The following is a 14,812-nucleotide window of genomic DNA, read 5'->3' as shown; positions in this document are numbered from 1 at the left end:
TGCGGAGTGTAGCAGCTTTTGTGACGTGGCGCATAAAATATCCCTGTCGTATCCCTCGACGATTTAGCGATTCAGGTATAATTTTAATCAATCGATTGATTAATTTTTAATGCCGACATGAATACGACACCGACGACAACCAAAGGTGAACAGGCCAAAAGCCAGCTTATCGCCGCCGCGCTGGCGCAGTTTGGCGAGTATGGCCTGCATGCCACCACGCGGGATATCGCCGCCCAGGCCGGGCAAAACATTGCGGCCATTACCTACTATTTTGGCTCAAAAGAGGATTTATACCTCGCCTGCGCCCAGTGGATTGCCGATTTTATTGGCAACAATTTTCGCCCGCACGTTGAGGAGGCCACCGCGCTGCTGAGCCAGCCGACGCCGGATCGTACCGCTATCAGGCAACTTATTCTCAATGCCTGCCACAATATGATCCGCCTGCTGACGCACGACGATACGCTCAACCTGAGCAAATTTATCTCCCGCGAGCAGCTCTCCCCCACTGCCGCTTATCAGCTGGTACACGATCAGGTGATTGCCCCGATGCACACCCATCTGACCCGGCTGATTGCCGCCTTCACCGGGCGGGACGCCAGCGATACCGACACCATTTTGCATACCCACGCCCTGCTGGGCGAAATTCTCGCCTTCCGTCTGGGGCGTGAAACCATCCTGTTACGCACGGGCTGGGCACAATTCGATGAGGATAAAGCCGCGCAGATTAGCCAGGTCATCACCTGTCATCTCGATCTGATCCTGCAAGGCTTAACGCAAAGGAGTCTGAAGTGATGAAAAAACCTGTCGCCATCGTTCTGGTGGTTGTTGTTTTGCTTGCCGCGGGAATCGGTGGCTGGCTGTGGTATCAGAGCCAGCAGGATCGGGGCCTGACGCTGTACGGTAACGTGGATATTCGCACGGTGAATATGAGCTTCCGCGTCGGCGGACGTCTCGCCTCGCTGAGCGTTGACGAAGGCGATGCCATCAAAGCCGGGCAGACGCTGGGCGTGCTGGATAAAGCCCCCTTTGAGAACGCGCTGATGCAGGCAAAAGCCGGCGTCTCCGTCGCCCAGGCGCAGTATGACCTGATGCTGGCAGGCTATCGCGATGAGGAGATTGCCCAGGCCGCTGCCGCCGTTAAGCAGGCCAAAGCCGCCTACGACTACGCGCAGAACTTCTATAACCGCCAGCAAGGGCTGTGGAAAAGCCGCACCATTTCCGCCAACGATCTGGAAAACGCGCGGTCATCCCGCGACCAGGCGCAGGCGACGCTGAAATCCGCGCAGGATAAATTAAGCCAGTACCGCTCCGGTAACCGCGAGCAGGACATCGCCCAGGCGAAGGCCAGCCTCGAGCAGGCGCAGGCGCAGCTTGCCCAGGCGGAGCTGGATCTGCGCGACACTATCTTAACCGCCCCGTCTGACGGCACGCTGATGACCCGCGCGGTAGAGCCGGGCAGCATGCTCAGCGCGGGCAGCACCGTCTTGACGCTGTCCTTAACCCGTCCGGTATGGGTGCGGGCCTACATTGATGAGCCGAATCTCGGCCAGATGCAGCCGGGCCGCGAGCTGCTGCTCTATACCGACGGTAGCCCGGACAAGCCGTATCACGGCAAAGTGGGCTTTGTCTCCCCTACCGCCGAATTCACGCCGAAAACCGTTGAAACGCCGGATCTGCGTACCGACCTCGTGTACCGTCTGCGCATCATCGTCACCGACGCGGACGACGCGCTGCGTCAGGGCATGCCTGTTACCGTGACCTTAAACGACGGGGAACGACATGAATGATGCGGTTATCCAGCTCAACAATCTGGTCAAACGCTTCCCCGGAATGGATAAACCGGCGGTCGCGCCGCTGAACTGCACCATTCAGAAAGGCTACGTGACCGGACTGGTGGGCCCGGACGGCGCGGGCAAAACCACGCTGATGCGGATGCTGGCGGGGCTGCTGAAGCCGGATGAAGGCTCGGCCAGCGTGCTTGGCCTTGACCCGATAAAAGACGACGGCGCGCTCCACGCCATGCTCGGCTATATGCCGCAGAAGTTTGGCCTGTACGAAGATTTAACGGTGATGGAGAACCTCAATCTGTACGCCGACCTGCGCAGCGTCACCGGTGAAACCCGGCAGAAAACCTTTGCCCGACTGCTCGAATTTACCTCCCTCGGCCCGTTCACCGACCGGCTGGCGGGCAAGCTTTCCGGCGGGATGAAGCAGAAGCTGGGGCTGGCCTGTACGCTGGTGGGCGAGCCGAAGGTGCTGTTGCTCGATGAGCCCGGCGTCGGCGTGGACCCGATCTCCCGCCGCGAGCTGTGGCAGATGGTGCACGAGCTGGCGGGCGACGGGATGCTGATCCTCTGGAGCACCTCCTACCTCGACGAAGCGGAGCAGTGCCGGGACGTGCTGCTGATGAACGAGGGCGAACTGCTCTATCAGGGCGAACCGACCGAGCTGACGCACACCATGGCCGGGCGCAGTTTTCTTCTGCACAGCCCGCAGGAGTCCAACCGCAGGCTGCTGCAGCGGGTGCTGAAGCTGCCGCAGGTGAGCGACGGGATGATTCAGGGCCGCTCGGTGCGCGTGATCCTCAAAAAAGAGGCCACCGTCGACGATATTCGCCGTGCGCCGGGCATGCCTGAGATTGAAATGGACGAGACCGCCCCGCGCTTTGAAGATGCGTTTATCGATCTTCTGGGCGGTGCAGGCACATCGGAATCGCCCCTTGGCGCAATCCTGCACACGGTGGAAGGCACGCCGGGCGAAACGGTTATCGAAGCAAAATCGCTCACCAAAAAATTCGGGGACTTCGCCGCCACCGACAACGTCAACTTTGCGGTGAAGCGCGGCGAGATATTTGGCCTGCTCGGGCCGAACGGCGCGGGAAAATCCACCACCTTTAAAATGATGTGCGGCCTGCTGGTTCCGACGTCCGGCAAGGCGCTGGTGCTGGACATGGATCTTAAAGTCAGCTCCGGCAAGGCGCGCCAGCATCTCGGCTATATGGCGCAGAAGTTCTCGCTGTACGGCAACCTGACGGTCGAGCAGAATCTGCGCTTTTTCTCCGGCGTGTACGGCCTGCGCGGGCGGGCGCAGAATGAAAAAATCCGCCGCATGAGCGACGCCTTCGGGTTAACGAATATTGCGTCCCACGCCACCGACGAGCTGCCGCTCGGCTTTAAGCAGCGTCTGGCGCTGGCCTGCTCGTTGATGCACGAGCCGGATATCCTGTTTCTTGATGAACCTACGTCAGGCGTCGATCCCCTCACCCGCCGCGAGTTCTGGCTGCACATCAACAGCATGGTGGAAAAAGGCGTGACCGTGATGGTCACCACCCACTTTATGGATGAGGCGGAATACTGCGACCGCATCGGGCTGGTCTATCGCGGCAAGCTGATTGCCCACGGCACGCCGGATGACCTGAAAGCGCAGGCCGCCGACGACGCACAGCCAGACCCGACCATGGAGCAGGCGTTTATCACCCTCATCCACGACTGGGATAAGGAGAATGCTCATGCGCAGTAACGCCCTTTCCTGGCGCCGGGTGCGCGCCCTGTGCATCAAAGAGACGCGGCAGATCGTGCGCGATCCCAGCAGTTGGCTGATTGCGGTGGTGATCCCCCTGCTGCTGCTGTTTATTTTTGGCTACGGCATTAACCTCGACTCCAGCAAGCTGCGGGTCGGTATTTTGCTGGAGCAGCAGAGCGAAGAGGCGCTGGACTTCACCCATGCCATGACCGGCTCACCCTACATTGACGCCACCGTCAGCGACAACCGGCAGGAACTGATTCAGAAAATGCAGGCCGGGAAAATTCGCGGCCTGATCGTCATCCCGGTGGATTTCGCCGCCAACATGGCGCGCCCGGGCGCCGATGCGCCGATTCAGGTGATTACCGACGGCAGCGAGCCGAACACAGCCAACTTCGTGCAGGGCTATGCGGAGGGGATCTGGCAGCTCTGGCAGATGCAGCGCGCCGAAGACCGGGGCGAGACGTTTGAACCGCTCATTGATGTGCAGACGCGCTACTGGTTTAACCCCGCCGCCATCAGCCAGCACTTTATTATTCCGGGGGCGGTGACCATCATTATGACGGTGATTGGCGCGATCCTCACCTCGCTGGTCATCGCCCGCGAGTGGGAGCGCGGCACTATGGAGGCGCTGCTCTCCACCGAGGTGACGCGGGTTGAGCTGCTGCTGTGCAAGCTCATCCCCTACTACTTCCTCGGCATGCTGGCGATGCTGCTCTGCATGCTGGTCGCGGTCTTTATTCTTGGCGTGCCGTATCGCGGCTCGCTGGTGGTACTGTTCTTTATCACCAGCCTGTTTTTACTCAGCACCCTGGGGATGGGGCTGTTAATTTCCACCATCACCCGCAACCAGTTTAACGCCGCGCAGGTGGCGCTCAACGCCGCTTTCCTGCCATCGATTATGCTCTCCGGGTTTATCTTCCAGATAGACAGCATGCCTGCGGTGATCCGCGCTGTGACCTACATCATTCCGGCGCGCTACTTCGTGAGCACGCTGCAAAGCCTGTTCCTGGCGGGGAATATTCCGGTGGTGCTGATTATCAATACCCTGTTTTTGCTGGCGTCGGCGGTGATGTTTATCGGGTTGACGTGGCTGAAAACCAAACGGCGACTGGATTAAGGAGCGCACATGTTTCACCGCTTATGGACATTGATCCGCAAAGAGCTGCAGTCCCTGCTGCGCGAGCCGCAAACCCGCGCCATTCTGGTGCTGCCGGTGCTGCTTCAGGTTTTATTGTTCCCGTTTGCCGCCACCCTTGAGGTAACTAACGCCACCATTGCCATTTATAATGAAGACAACGGCAAACACGCCGTCGAGCTGACGCAGCGTTTTGCCCGGGCGAAGGCCTTTACCCACATCCTGTTGCTGAAAAGCCCGCAGGAGATCCAGCCCACTATCGACACGCAAAAAGCGCTGCTGCTGGTGCGTTTTCCGGCGGATTTCTCCCGCAATCTGGATACCTTCCAGACCGCGCCAATGCAGCTGATCCTCGACGGGCGCAACTCCAACAGCGCCCAGATAGCGGCCAACTACCTGCAGCAGATAGTGAAGGAGTATCAGCAGGAGCTGATGGAGGGCAAACCGAAGCCCAATAACAGCGAGCTGGTGGTGCGCAACTGGTACAACCCGAATCTGGACTACAAGTGGTTTGTGGTGCCGTCGCTGATCGCCATGATCACCACCATCGGGGTGATGATCGTGACCTCCCTGTCCGTGGCCCGCGAGCGCGAACAGGGCACGCTGGATCAGCTGCTGGTTTCCCCGCTCGCCACCTGGCAGATTTTCGTCGGCAAAGCGGTACCGGCGCTGATCGTCGCCACCTTCCAGGCCACCATCGTGCTGGGAGTGGGAATTTGGGCCTACGAGATCCCGTTCGCCGGATCGCTGGCGCTGTTTTACTTCACGATGGTGATTTACGGGCTGTCGCTGGTGGGGTTTGGGCTGCTGATTTCAGCGCTCTGCTCCACGCAGCAGCAGGCATTTATCGGGGTATTCGTCTTTATGATGCCGGCGATTCTGCTCTCCGGGTACGTGTCGCCCGTCGAGAACATGCCGGTGTGGCTGCAGGATTTAACGTGGATAAACCCGATTCGACACTTTACGGATATCACCAAGCAGATCTATCTGAAGGATGCGAGTCTGGACATTGTCTGGGGAAGTTTGTGGCCGCTACTGGTCATAGCGGCCACGACGGGGTCAGTGGCCTATGCGATGTTTAGACGCAACATTGCGTAGCTTTTTCTCTTTAGTGAGCAGCGACACTACCGCTGGCCCTGCAAGGATTGCCAGACCCGCCAGGGCCAGCAGCAGGTTGTTTTGCAGCACGCGTGACAGCAGCCACAGCACGATCATCGCGGCACCAAAGTACCAGGTGGTGGTGAGCTCTTCGAGCACATCACCCACCTCGCGCCAGCGCGCGTCATGGTGGCGCTGTAAGAACAGCATCGACAGCACAGTGACGCCATAGAGGACGCATAGCCCTAAGCCAACACGCACCAGCGTGCCGCTCATCAAGCCCATCACCAGTACGGCCACGACCAGTAAATGCAACATTATCTGCCAGCAACTCAAACCCGTTGCGACACGAACACGTTGTTGCCACTTCATGGCTTCTCTCCTGAAGGATTTTTCTCTGCTTAATCAGACTACCGCACTTTACGGAAAATTCCGTAACGCCGCATCTTTTTGTGACGCCGACTACACTTTATTTTCATCGGGATAGTCACCCAGGAAGGTGTTTATGAGCAAAAAAACGCAGCATTTCTCGCTTAAGGTGCTGACGATAAACATTCATAAGGGCTTCACAGCATTTAACCGCCGCTTCATTTTACCGGAGCTGCGCGACGCGGTACGCACCGTCAGCGCGGACATTGTCTGCCTGCAGGAGGTGATGGGCGCGCACGAGGTACACCCCATGCATTTCGAAAACTGGCCCGATACGCCGCACTATGAATTCCTGGCCGACACCATGTGGAGCGATTACGCTTACGGCCGCAACGCGGTCTATCCGGAAGGCCATCACGGTAATGCGGTGCTGTCGCGTTTTCCTATAGAACATTATGAGAACCGGGACGTTTCCGTCGGGGAGAGCGAAAAGCGCGGGCTGCTTTACTGCCGCATCACGCCGCCGGAACTTGACGTTCCGGTTCACGTGGGCTGCGTTCACCTCGGACTGCGTGAAGCCCACCGCCAGGCGCAGCTGCAGATGCTGGCGGACTGGACCAATGCGCTGCCGGAAGGCGAACCCGTGGTGGTCGCCGGGGATTTTAACGACTGGCGGCAGCGCGCCAACCATCCGCTGAAGGTCAAAGCGGGACTGGAGGAAATTTTCACCCGGGCACATGGTCGTCCCGCACGGACGTTTCCGGTGCGCTTCCCCCTGCTGCGCCTGGACCGCATCTACGTGAAAAATGCGCATGCCAGCAGCCCGACGGCGCTGGCGTTACTGAACTGGCGACATCTTTCCGACCATGCCCCGCTGAGCGCGGAGATCCACTTATGAAATGCACCTGGCAGGAAGGTAACCGTATTACGCTGCTGGAAAACGGCGATAACTTCTATCCGGCGGTCTTTGAGGCGATTAGCCACGCACAGCAGAAAGTCTACCTTGAAACGTTTATCTGGTTTGAAGACGACGTTGGCAGGCAGCTGCACAGCGTACTGCTGCATGCCGCCCGGCGCGGGATAAAAATCGAGGCCCTGCTCGATGGATATGGCTCGCCGGATCTTAGTGATGAATTTGTTAACGAGCTCACCGCCGCCGGCGTGGTGTTCCGCTACTACGATCCCGGTCCGCGTCTGTTCGGCATGCGCACCAACCTGTTCCGCCGCATGCACCGCAAAATCGTCGTAGTGGACGAAACGGTGGCGTTCGTGGGCGGCATTAACTACTCCGCCGAACATATGTCGGATTACGGCCCGGAGGCCAAGCAGGACTACGCGATCCGCATTGAGGGACCGGTGGTTCAGGACATCCAGCTGTTCGTGCTGGAAAACTTGCCCGGTAAAGAGGCCGCTCGCCGCTGGTGGCGACGCCGTCATCGCCCGGAAGAGAACCGCAAGCCCGGCGAAGCGCAGGCGCTGTTTGTCTGGCGGGACAACGAGGAGCATCGGGACGATATTGAACGTCATTACCTGAAGATGCTGGCCAATGCGAAGCGCGAAGTGATTATCGCCAACGCCTATTTCTTCCCCGGCTACCGTATTCTGCACGCCATGCGCAACGCGGCCCGACGCGGCGTGAGCGTTAAACTGATTGTGCAGGGCGAGCCGGATATGCCGATTGTGAAGGTGGGCGCGCGCCTGCTCTACCGCTACCTGGTGAAAAGCGGCGTGCAGATATATGAATACCGCCGCCGCCCGCTGCACGGCAAAGTGGCCGTCATGGATGACCACTGGGCAACCGTCGGCTCCAGTAACCTCGATCCGCTGAGCCTGTCGCTTAACCTGGAAGCGAACCTGATCATCCACGACCGTCAGTTTAACCAGACCCTGCGGGATAACCTTCAGGGACTTATCCATAAGGACTGTGTGCGGGTGGATGAGTCCATGGTGCCGAAACGGAGCTGGTGGAACGTTGGCATCGGCGTGGTGGTGTTCCACTTCCTGCGCCACTTCCCGGCGATGGTCGGCTGGCTGCCGGCGCATACGCCGAAGCTGGCGCAGGTTGATCCGCCGGTACAACCTGAAATGGAAACCCAGGACCGCGTTGAAGCGGAAGATGGAGGCAAACCCTGATGTCAAAATCTCATCCTCGCTGGCGGCTGGCGAAAAAAATCCTCACCTGGGTATTTTTTATCGCGGTCGCGGTACTGCTGGTGGTCTACGCGCAGAAAGTGGACTGGGAAGAGGTGTGGAAGGTTATCCGCAACTATAACCGGCTGGTGCTGCTGGGTGCCGTAGGGCTGGTTATCGTCAGCTACCTGATGTACGGCTGCTACGACCTGCTCGGTCGCGCCTACTGCGGCCACAAGCTGGCTAAACGTCAGGTGATGCTGGTGTCGTTTATCTGCTACGCCTTCAACCTGACGCTGAGCACCTGGGTGGGCGGCATCGGCATGCGCTATCGCCTGTACTCGCGTCTCGGATTACCGGGTGGCACCATCACCCGCATTTTCTCACTGAGTATCACCACCAACTGGCTGGGGTACATTCTGCTGGGCGGGGTGATTTTCACCATCGGCGTGGTGCAGCTGCCCGCGCACTGGTATATCGACGAGGCCACGCTGCGCATTCTCGGCATCGTGCTGCTGCTGATCATCGCCGTGTATCTGTGGGCCTGCGCCTTTGCCAAACGCCGCCATATGACCATTAAAGGGCAGAAACTGGTACTGCCGTCATGGAAGTTCGCGGTGCTGCAGATGGCGGTATCCAGCGCCAACTGGATGGCGATGGGGGCGATCATCTGGCTGTTGATTGGCGAGGACGTGAACTACTTCTTCGTGCTGGGCGTGCTGCTGGTGAGCAGTATCGCCGGGGTTATCGTGCATATTCCGGCGGGAATTGGTGTGCTGGAGGCGGTGTTTATCGCGCTGCTGGCCGGAGAACATGTTTCACAGGGGACGATTATTGCCGCCCTGCTCGCCTACCGCATGCTCTATTACTTCCTGCCGCTGGCGCTGGCAACGGTCTGTTATCTGGTGCTGGAGAGCCGGGCGAAAAAGTTACGGGCGAAAAATGAAAAGGCAATGGCGAAATAAAAGCAAAACGGCAACTTTGTTGCCGTTTTTAGTGTTTGTTCCCTCTCCCGTGGGAGAGGGTCAGGGTGAGGGCACCAGACCGCACCGCCACCCGGCAAAGCAACCTCAGCGACGGTTGCCGAAAATCCGCAGCAGCATCAGGAACAGGTTGATGAAGTCCAGATAGAGCGTCAGCGCGCCCAGAATCGAGTATTTGCGCAGGTTTGAACTGTCGCGCACGTCGATCTGCTCGCCGATGTTTTTCAGCTTCTGGGTGTCGTAGGCCGTCAAGCCAACGAAGACCACCACCCCGATATAGGTCACGGCCCACATCAGCGCGTCGCTCTTCAGCCACAGGTTCACCAGCGATGCCAGCACAATCCCGATCAACCCCATAAACAGCATATTACCTAAGCCGCTCAAGTCACGTTTGGTGGTGTAACCGTACAGGCTCATCACGCCGAACATCCCGCCGGTCACCACGAAGGTGCTGGCGATGGAGGAGTAGGTGTAGACGATGAAAATACTGGAGAGCGTCAAACCGGTCAGCGCCGAATAGAGCATAAACAGCGTGGTCGCCATTCCGGCACTCAGCTTTTGTACCAGGCCAGAAAGCACAAACACCAGCGCAAGCTGCGCGATAATCAGCCCAAAGAAGGTGATTTTGCTGGAGAAGATAAACATCATCAGTTCAGGCGTGTTCGCCGCATACCACGCAATAAACGCGGTAAGCAGCAGGCCGACCGTCATCCAGCCGTACACCTGAGCCATATACGTCTGCAGGCCGCTACGGGTCTGCTGTACTATTGAATCGGAACGCGGAAATCGGTCCATGATTCACTCCTGATTAAGGTTAAGAAGACACACACGTTAAGAGTAACACATCCACGTAAACCGACTACCAACGGCTGGCGGCCTGTTTATCGCTGTCGCGAGATTCCACCCAGCGCTCGCCTTCCGGCGTGGCTTCGCGCTTCCAGAACGGCGCTTTGGTTTTGAGGTAATCCATAATGAACTCCCCTGCCGCAAAGGCGCTACCGCGGTGCGCGCTGGTCACGCCGACAAAGACAATCTCTTCGCCGGGCCACATCTCGCCGATGCGGTGGATCACCGTGACCCGCCCGAGCGGCCAGCGGCCTCGCGCTTCATCCACAATTGCCGCCAGCGATTTCTCCGTCATGCCCGGATAGTGCTCCAGCGTCAGCGCTTTTACGCTGTCGCCGAGATTGTGGTTACGCACTTTACCGGTGAAAGTAACGACCGCGCCGTCTTCATCGCGCTCCGCCAGCCAGTCATATTCTGTACCGACGTTAAAGCGCTCGGGACCGACCAGAATTCGGGTTTCAGCCATCTTAGCCCCCTGTGACCGGCGGGAAGAAGGCCACTTCATCCCCTTCAGTCAGCGGGTGGGTGAACTCCACCAGCGTCTGGTTAACGGCCGCCAGCAGCTTGCCTTCGTCGAGCGCCAGCGCCCAGCGGTCGCTTTGTGCCGCCAGGTGCGCGCGCAGGGCGGCGACGTTTTCAAAAGAGCCGTCCAGCGTCAGGCTGTCGGTATTAACCAGCTCACGCACCTGGGCGAAAAAGAGCACCTTAATCATGGCTGTCCACCTTAAAATCACCGGATTTGCCGCCGCTTTTTGCCAGCAGACGAACCGGGCCAATCACCATATCTTTCTGCACCGCTTTGCACATGTCGTAGATGGTCAGCGCGGCGACGGAGGCCGCCGTCAGGGCTTCCATCTCCACGCCGGTTTTGCCGGTTAAGCGGCAGAGGGACTCAATACGCACGCGGTTGTGCTCCGGCTGCGCCTGCAGGTTCACTTCCACCTTGCTCAGCATCAGCGGATGGCAGAGCGGGATGAGGTCCCAGGTCCGTTTTGCAGCCTGAATACCGGCGATGCGGGCGGTGGCAAAGACGTCGCCCTTATGGTGGCTGCCGTCGATAATCATCGCCAGCGTCTCAGGCAGCATGGTGACGAATGCCTCAGCACGCGCCTCGCGCACCGTTTCGGCCTTGGCGGAGACATCCACCATATGCGCTTCGCCAGCGGCGTTAATGTGGGTCAGTTGTGACATAGTTTACTTCTTCAAATGGGGATGAAAATTACACGGACGGGTACGGGCATCCAGCTGCGGGGCAATAATATTTTCCCATGCGGTGCGGCAGGCTTTGGTCGAGCCCGGCATGGCGAAAATCAGCGTGTTGTTTGCCACGCCGGCCACCGCGCGCGACTGCAGCGTGGAGGTGCCAATCTCTTCAAAGGAGAGCATGCGGAACACCTCGCCGAAGCCTTCCACCTCGCGGTCGAACAGCGGGATCAGCGCTTCAGGCGCCTGATCGCCTGCGGTAAAGCCGGTGCCGCCGGTGATCAGCACCACCTGCACCTCATCGCTGGCGATCCACTGAGAGACCTGCGCGCGAATGGCGTAGCGGTTCTCCTTCACGATCGCTTTATCGACGATGTGATGCCCCGCGTCATGGGCCGCCTCGCGCAGCCAGTGGCCGGAGGTATCATCCTCTTCGCCACGGCGGTCGGAAACGGTAAGAATAGCAATGCGTGTCGGGATAAATTCTGCGCTGACCTGACTCATCTTCTGGTTCCTTCTAAAGACTGATTACCCGCCGATGTAGGACAGGTTCTGAGTAATGCCGGTATTGCCCTGATGCAGGAAGTGGGTCTGCTTTTTGTGCGTCAGCGCTTCAGAAATGCGCGCTTCAAGCGCGGCCTGCTGCGCATCGTCTTCCAGCAGATCGCGAAGATCCACGCCACCGTCGCCAAACAGGCAGAGATGGAGTTTGCCGACGGAAGAGACGCGCAGGCGGTTGCAGCTGGCACAGAAGTCTTTCTCATAGGGCATGATCAGCCCAATTTCGCCTTCGTAATCCGGGTGACAAAAGACCTGTGCCGGGCCGTCGCTGCGCTGGCGGATCTGGTGGATCCAGCCGCGTTTCAGCAGCTCATCGCGCAACACCATGCCGGAAATATGGTGACGGCGGAACAGCTCGCTGCCCTCGCCCGTTTCCATCAGCTCGATAAAACGCAGTTGAATGGGACGGGATTTAATCCACGCCAGGAAGGTGTCCAGCTGATGGTGGTTTACGTCGCGCATCAGCACCGTGTTGACTTTGACTTTTTCGAACCCGGCGGTAAACGCCGCATCGATGCCGTCCATCACCTGGCGGAACTTGTCCTGACCGGTAATGGAGTGAAACTGCCGGGCATCAAGGCTGTCCACGCTGACGTTGATCGCGGTTAAGCCAGCGTCGCGCCAGTTGGCCACGTCACGCGCCATGCGGTAACCGTTGGTGGTCACCGCGATCTGGCGGATGCGTTCGTTTTCGCGTACGGCGGCAATGATGTCGGGGAAATCGCGGCGCAGGGAGGGTTCGCCACCGGTCAGACGGACTTTTTCGGTACCGAGCTCAGAGAACGCACGCGTGACGCGGCGCACTTCATCCACGGAGAGAAAGCCATTATTGGTGACGCTGCCCGGCTTGTAGCCATCGGGCAGGCAGTAGGTGCAACGGAAGTTGCACACATCGGTAATCGACAGACGCAAGTAGTAAAACTTACGCGCGAAAGCATCAGTAAGTTGTGAAGCCATGTACACCTTTCCAGATCGGGAGGCACAGTCATTTCTTTCTGTACCCTGGTGGCAAATCCGCCACGGCCAGGGCGCCATATCATTCGACACAGGCGCCAGGGCTAGAGTGTATGTTTTCAGTTTTGAAAACGTGGTTATGGCGATAGTAGCGTGGAAATCGACACTCCGCCATTGTCGCTTTTCGCTATATAATTATGTATATAGCGATTCAGTCCTGCATTTTCGCTACAGAATACCTAAAAACCGCATTTTCGCATTGATATACGTCATTTTGCATTGGGTGAGGCATCGTCTTTTGGGGGTAGTTAGGTTACTGTTACGCGATCGAACGTGATAAGGAATACGTATGCGCAATCGCACTTTTGCGGATCTTGACCGAGTGGTCGCTCTTGGCGGAGGCCACGGCCTGGGCCGCGTCATGTCCTCTTTGTCGTCACTGGGCTCACGGCTGACAGGGATAGTGACAACCACCGACAACGGCGGCTCAACCGGGCGGATCAGGCGGGCTGAAGGCGGCATTGCCTGGGGAGATATGCGCAACTGCCTGAACCAGTTAATTACCGAGCCGAGCGTCGCGTCGGCGATGTTTGAGTACCGTTTTGGCGGCAATGGCGAACTTTCCGGGCATAACCTCGGAAATCTGATGTTAAAGGCGCTGGATCATCTGAGCGTAAGGCCTCTGGAAGCCATCAACTTAATCCGTAATCTGCTCAAGGTGGATGCATTCCTGATCCCCATGTCTGAACAACCGGTTGACTTGATGGCAATCGATGCCGAAGGGCATGAAGTTTACGGCGAGGTGAATATTGACCAGCTCCTCCTGCCGCCAACGGAGTTGATGACCTATCCGAGCGTGCCCGCCACGCGGGAAGCGGTGGAGGCCATTGGTGAAGCGGATCTTATCCTGATCGGTCCAGGCAGTTTTTATACCAGCCTGATGCCCATTCTGCTGGTAAAAGAGCTGGCGCAGGCGCTACGTCGCACCCCTGCCCCGATGGTCTATATCGGTAACCTGGGCCGTGAGCTGAGCCCGGCAGCGGCGAGCCTGTCGCTGGCGGACAAGCTGGACCTGATGGAGCAGTACGTCGGTAAGAAAATTATCGACGGTGTCGTGGTTGGGCCAAAAGTGGATGTGACAGGGATTGGCGATCGCGTGGTGGTGCAGGAGCCGCTGGAAGCCAGCGATATTAAATATCGTCACGACCGCCACCTGCTGCGCGAGGCGCTGGAGAAAGCGATTCAGGCGTTGGGTTAGGTTCGCTTTGTGCGGCCTGATGCCCTCACCCCAGCCCTCTCCCACTGTACGGTCCGGGGACATAGTGAACACTTGTTCGGGGACATGGTAGACACTTACAACTGAGGCATAAGAACCCGTTTATGGAGTCGCTTATGCCCTGGGATGCGAGAGATACCATGTCATTACGTACCGAGTTTGTACTGTTCGCCTCGCAGGACGGGGCGAACATCCGTTTCCTCTGCCGTCAGTTCGGCATTTCTCCTGCCACCGGCTACAAGTGGCTTCAGCGCTGGGCTGAGGAAGGTGCCTCCGATCTTCAGGACCGCTCCCGCGCACCTCATCATTCCCCGAACCGCTCATCTGACGACATCACGGCCCTGCTGCGCATGGCGCATGACCGTCATCAACGCTGGGGCGCCCGCAAGATTAAGCGCTGGCTTGAAGACCAGGGGGACCGTATGCCCGCCTTCAGCACCGTCCATAGCCTGATGGCCCGTCACGGTCTGCTGCCGGGCGCATCACCGGGCGTTCCGGCTACGGGACGCTTCGAACATGACGCGCCGAACCGGCTCTGGCAGATGGATTTTAAGGGCCACTTTCCCTATGGCGGTGGCCGCTGCCATCCGCTCACCCTGCTGGACGACCACTCCCGTTTTTCCCTGTGCCTGGCGCACTGTACCGATGAACGGCGCGAGACCGTGCAGCAGCAGCTGGTCAGCGTGTTTGAACGCTACGGCCTGCCGGACAGGATGACGATGGACAACGGCT

General features: G+C 58.6%; 17 protein-coding genes and 1 riboswitch. Of the genes, 10 read left to right on the top strand and 7 right to left on the bottom strand.

What is annotated here, in order from left to right; translation table 11 throughout:
- Positions 1–117: 117 nt before the first annotated feature.
- From cecR to APT89_RS12910, 5 genes are read left to right on the top strand one after another with little or no spacing between them, the layout of a single operon-like run.
- Positions 118–792 (top strand): transcriptional regulator CecR, encoded by a 675-nt coding sequence (gene cecR / locus APT89_RS12930; RefSeq protein ID WP_060572562.1) that lies wholly within the window; start codon positions 118–120, stop codon positions 790–792.
- Positions 792–1,787: a secretion protein HlyD gene (gene hlyD / locus APT89_RS12925; RefSeq protein ID WP_060572561.1), complete on the top strand. Its 996-nt coding sequence runs from the start codon at positions 792–794 to the stop codon at positions 1,785–1,787. The genes cecR and hlyD overlap by 1 nt, the downstream gene beginning before the upstream one ends.
- Positions 1,780–3,519 (top strand): ATP-binding cassette domain-containing protein, encoded by a 1,740-nt coding sequence (locus APT89_RS12920; protein WP_041910725.1) that lies wholly within the window; start codon positions 1,780–1,782, stop codon positions 3,517–3,519. The genes hlyD and APT89_RS12920 overlap by 8 nt, the downstream gene beginning before the upstream one ends.
- Entirely contained in the window at positions 3,509–4,642 is a 1,134-nt protein-coding gene (locus APT89_RS12915) for an ABC transporter permease (protein ID WP_028012430.1), read from the top strand. Before APT89_RS12920 ends, APT89_RS12915 begins: the two co-directional genes overlap by 11 nt.
- Before the next feature lie 9 nt (positions 4,643–4,651).
- Positions 4,652–5,758: an ABC transporter permease gene (locus tag APT89_RS12910; protein WP_041910726.1), complete on the top strand. Its 1,107-nt coding sequence runs from the start codon at positions 4,652–4,654 to the stop codon at positions 5,756–5,758.
- Here the strand turns inward: APT89_RS12910 and APT89_RS12905 are convergent.
- The gene (locus APT89_RS12905) at positions 5,720–6,130 is read right to left on the bottom strand and encodes a YbhQ family protein (protein ID WP_028012428.1); all 411 of its coding nucleotides are present in this window, start codon (positions 6,128–6,130) and stop codon (positions 5,720–5,722) included. The two genes, APT89_RS12910 and APT89_RS12905, sit on opposite strands and share 39 nt — an antisense overlap.
- Before the next feature lie 133 nt (positions 6,131–6,263).
- On the opposite strand from APT89_RS12905, the gene APT89_RS12900 reads away from it, so the two are divergent.
- The 3 genes from APT89_RS12900 to APT89_RS12890 are packed head-to-tail and all read left to right on the top strand — an operon-like array spanning position 6,264 to position 9,222.
- On the top strand, positions 6,264–7,025 hold the full coding sequence (locus APT89_RS12900) for an endonuclease/exonuclease/phosphatase family protein (RefSeq protein WP_041910727.1): 762 nt from the start codon (positions 6,264–6,266) through the stop codon (positions 7,023–7,025).
- A complete protein-coding gene (gene clsB, locus APT89_RS12895; protein ID WP_045259955.1) occupies positions 7,022–8,260 on the top strand; it encodes a cardiolipin synthase ClsB in 1,239 nt (412 codons plus the stop codon). The genes APT89_RS12900 and clsB overlap by 4 nt, the downstream gene beginning before the upstream one ends.
- Entirely contained in the window at positions 8,260–9,222 is a 963-nt protein-coding gene (locus tag APT89_RS12890) for a lysylphosphatidylglycerol synthase domain-containing protein (protein WP_028012425.1), read from the top strand. Before clsB ends, APT89_RS12890 begins: the two co-directional genes overlap by 1 nt.
- A gap of 105 nt (positions 9,223–9,327) precedes the next feature.
- On the opposite strand, the gene APT89_RS12885 is transcribed toward APT89_RS12890, so the two are convergent.
- The 6 genes from APT89_RS12885 to moaA form a co-directional block, all read right to left on the bottom strand.
- A complete protein-coding gene (locus tag APT89_RS12885) occupies positions 9,328–10,035 on the bottom strand; it encodes a Bax inhibitor-1/YccA family protein (RefSeq protein ID WP_010428846.1) in 708 nt (235 codons plus the stop codon).
- Positions 10,036–10,099: 64 nt separating this feature from the next.
- Entirely contained in the window at positions 10,100–10,552 is a 453-nt protein-coding gene (gene moaE, locus APT89_RS12880) for a molybdopterin synthase catalytic subunit MoaE (RefSeq protein WP_041910729.1), read from the bottom strand.
- 1 nt (position 10,553) lies between these two features.
- On the bottom strand, positions 10,554–10,799 hold the full coding sequence (moaD, locus tag APT89_RS12875) for a molybdopterin synthase sulfur carrier subunit (protein WP_041910730.1): 246 nt from the start codon (positions 10,797–10,799) through the stop codon (positions 10,554–10,556).
- On the bottom strand, positions 10,792–11,277 hold the full coding sequence (moaC, locus tag APT89_RS12870; RefSeq protein WP_008501142.1) for a cyclic pyranopterin monophosphate synthase MoaC: 486 nt from the start codon (positions 11,275–11,277) through the stop codon (positions 10,792–10,794). The genes moaD and moaC overlap by 8 nt, the downstream gene beginning before the upstream one ends.
- A gap of 3 nt (positions 11,278–11,280) precedes the next feature.
- The gene (moaB, locus tag APT89_RS12865) at positions 11,281–11,793 is read right to left on the bottom strand and encodes a molybdenum cofactor biosynthesis protein B (RefSeq protein ID WP_023292963.1); all 513 of its coding nucleotides are present in this window, start codon (positions 11,791–11,793) and stop codon (positions 11,281–11,283) included.
- A gap of 24 nt (positions 11,794–11,817) precedes the next feature.
- Positions 11,818–12,807 (bottom strand): GTP 3',8-cyclase MoaA, encoded by a 990-nt coding sequence (gene moaA / locus APT89_RS12860; protein ID WP_060572560.1) that lies wholly within the window; start codon positions 12,805–12,807, stop codon positions 11,818–11,820.
- Positions 12,795–12,928: riboswitch (molybdenum cofactor riboswitch) on the bottom strand. Its footprint overlaps the gene before it by 13 nt.
- Positions 12,929–13,153: 225 nt before the next feature.
- Here moaA and yvcK point away from each other — a divergent pair.
- Positions 13,154–14,062: a uridine diphosphate-N-acetylglucosamine-binding protein YvcK gene (gene yvcK, locus APT89_RS12855; protein ID WP_028012420.1), complete on the top strand. Its 909-nt coding sequence runs from the start codon at positions 13,154–13,156 to the stop codon at positions 14,060–14,062.
- A gap of 134 nt (positions 14,063–14,196) precedes the next feature.
- A partial coding sequence (locus APT89_RS12850; RefSeq protein ID WP_446717759.1) for a DDE-type integrase/transposase/recombinase occupies positions 14,197–14,812 on the top strand: 616 nt, incomplete at its 3' end.

The organism is Enterobacter sp. 50588862 (assembly GCF_001462935.1).
Classification (GTDB): domain Bacteria; phylum Pseudomonadota; class Gammaproteobacteria; order Enterobacterales; family Enterobacteriaceae; genus Enterobacter; species Enterobacter bugandensis.
Note: the sequence above shows the minus strand (reverse complement) of the source record. Positions and strands in the feature narration are given on the sequence as shown.

What these genes read in the sequence shown, in the direction of transcription:
- APT89_RS12905 (WP_028012428.1), bottom strand. Translation starts at nt 6,130, where the DNA reads ATGAAGTGGCAACAACGTGTTCGTGTCGCAACGGGTTTGAGTTGCTGG.
- APT89_RS12885 (WP_010428846.1), bottom strand. Translation starts at nt 10,035, where the DNA reads ATGGACCGATTTCCGCGTTCCGATTCAATAGTACAGCAGACCCGTAGC.
- clsB (WP_045259955.1), top strand. Translation starts at nt 7,022, where the DNA reads ATGAAATGCACCTGGCAGGAAGGTAACCGTATTACGCTGCTGGAAAAC.
- APT89_RS12910 (WP_041910726.1), top strand. Translation starts at nt 4,652, where the DNA reads ATGTTTCACCGCTTATGGACATTGATCCGCAAAGAGCTGCAGTCCCTG.
- APT89_RS12915 (WP_028012430.1), top strand. Translation starts at nt 3,509, where the DNA reads ATGCGCAGTAACGCCCTTTCCTGGCGCCGGGTGCGCGCCCTGTGCATC.
- APT89_RS12890 (WP_028012425.1), top strand. Translation starts at nt 8,260, where the DNA reads ATGTCAAAATCTCATCCTCGCTGGCGGCTGGCGAAAAAAATCCTCACC.
- moaD (WP_041910730.1), bottom strand. Translation starts at nt 10,799, where the DNA reads ATGATTAAGGTGCTCTTTTTCGCCCAGGTGCGTGAGCTGGTTAATACC.
- yvcK (WP_028012420.1), top strand. Translation starts at nt 13,154, where the DNA reads ATGCGCAATCGCACTTTTGCGGATCTTGACCGAGTGGTCGCTCTTGGC.
- hlyD (WP_060572561.1), top strand. Translation starts at nt 792, where the DNA reads ATGAAAAAACCTGTCGCCATCGTTCTGGTGGTTGTTGTTTTGCTTGCC.
- cecR (WP_060572562.1), top strand. Translation starts at nt 118, where the DNA reads ATGAATACGACACCGACGACAACCAAAGGTGAACAGGCCAAAAGCCAG.
- moaE (WP_041910729.1), bottom strand. Translation starts at nt 10,552, where the DNA reads ATGGCTGAAACCCGAATTCTGGTCGGTCCCGAGCGCTTTAACGTCGGT.
- moaB (WP_023292963.1), bottom strand. Translation starts at nt 11,793, where the DNA reads ATGAGTCAGGTCAGCGCAGAATTTATCCCGACACGCATTGCTATTCTT.
- moaC (WP_008501142.1), bottom strand. Translation starts at nt 11,277, where the DNA reads ATGTCACAACTGACCCACATTAACGCCGCTGGCGAAGCGCATATGGTG.
- APT89_RS12920 (WP_041910725.1), top strand. Translation starts at nt 1,780, where the DNA reads ATGAATGATGCGGTTATCCAGCTCAACAATCTGGTCAAACGCTTCCCC.
- moaA (WP_060572560.1), bottom strand. Translation starts at nt 12,807, where the DNA reads ATGGCTTCACAACTTACTGATGCTTTCGCGCGTAAGTTTTACTACTTG.
- APT89_RS12900 (WP_041910727.1), top strand. Translation starts at nt 6,264, where the DNA reads ATGAGCAAAAAAACGCAGCATTTCTCGCTTAAGGTGCTGACGATAAAC.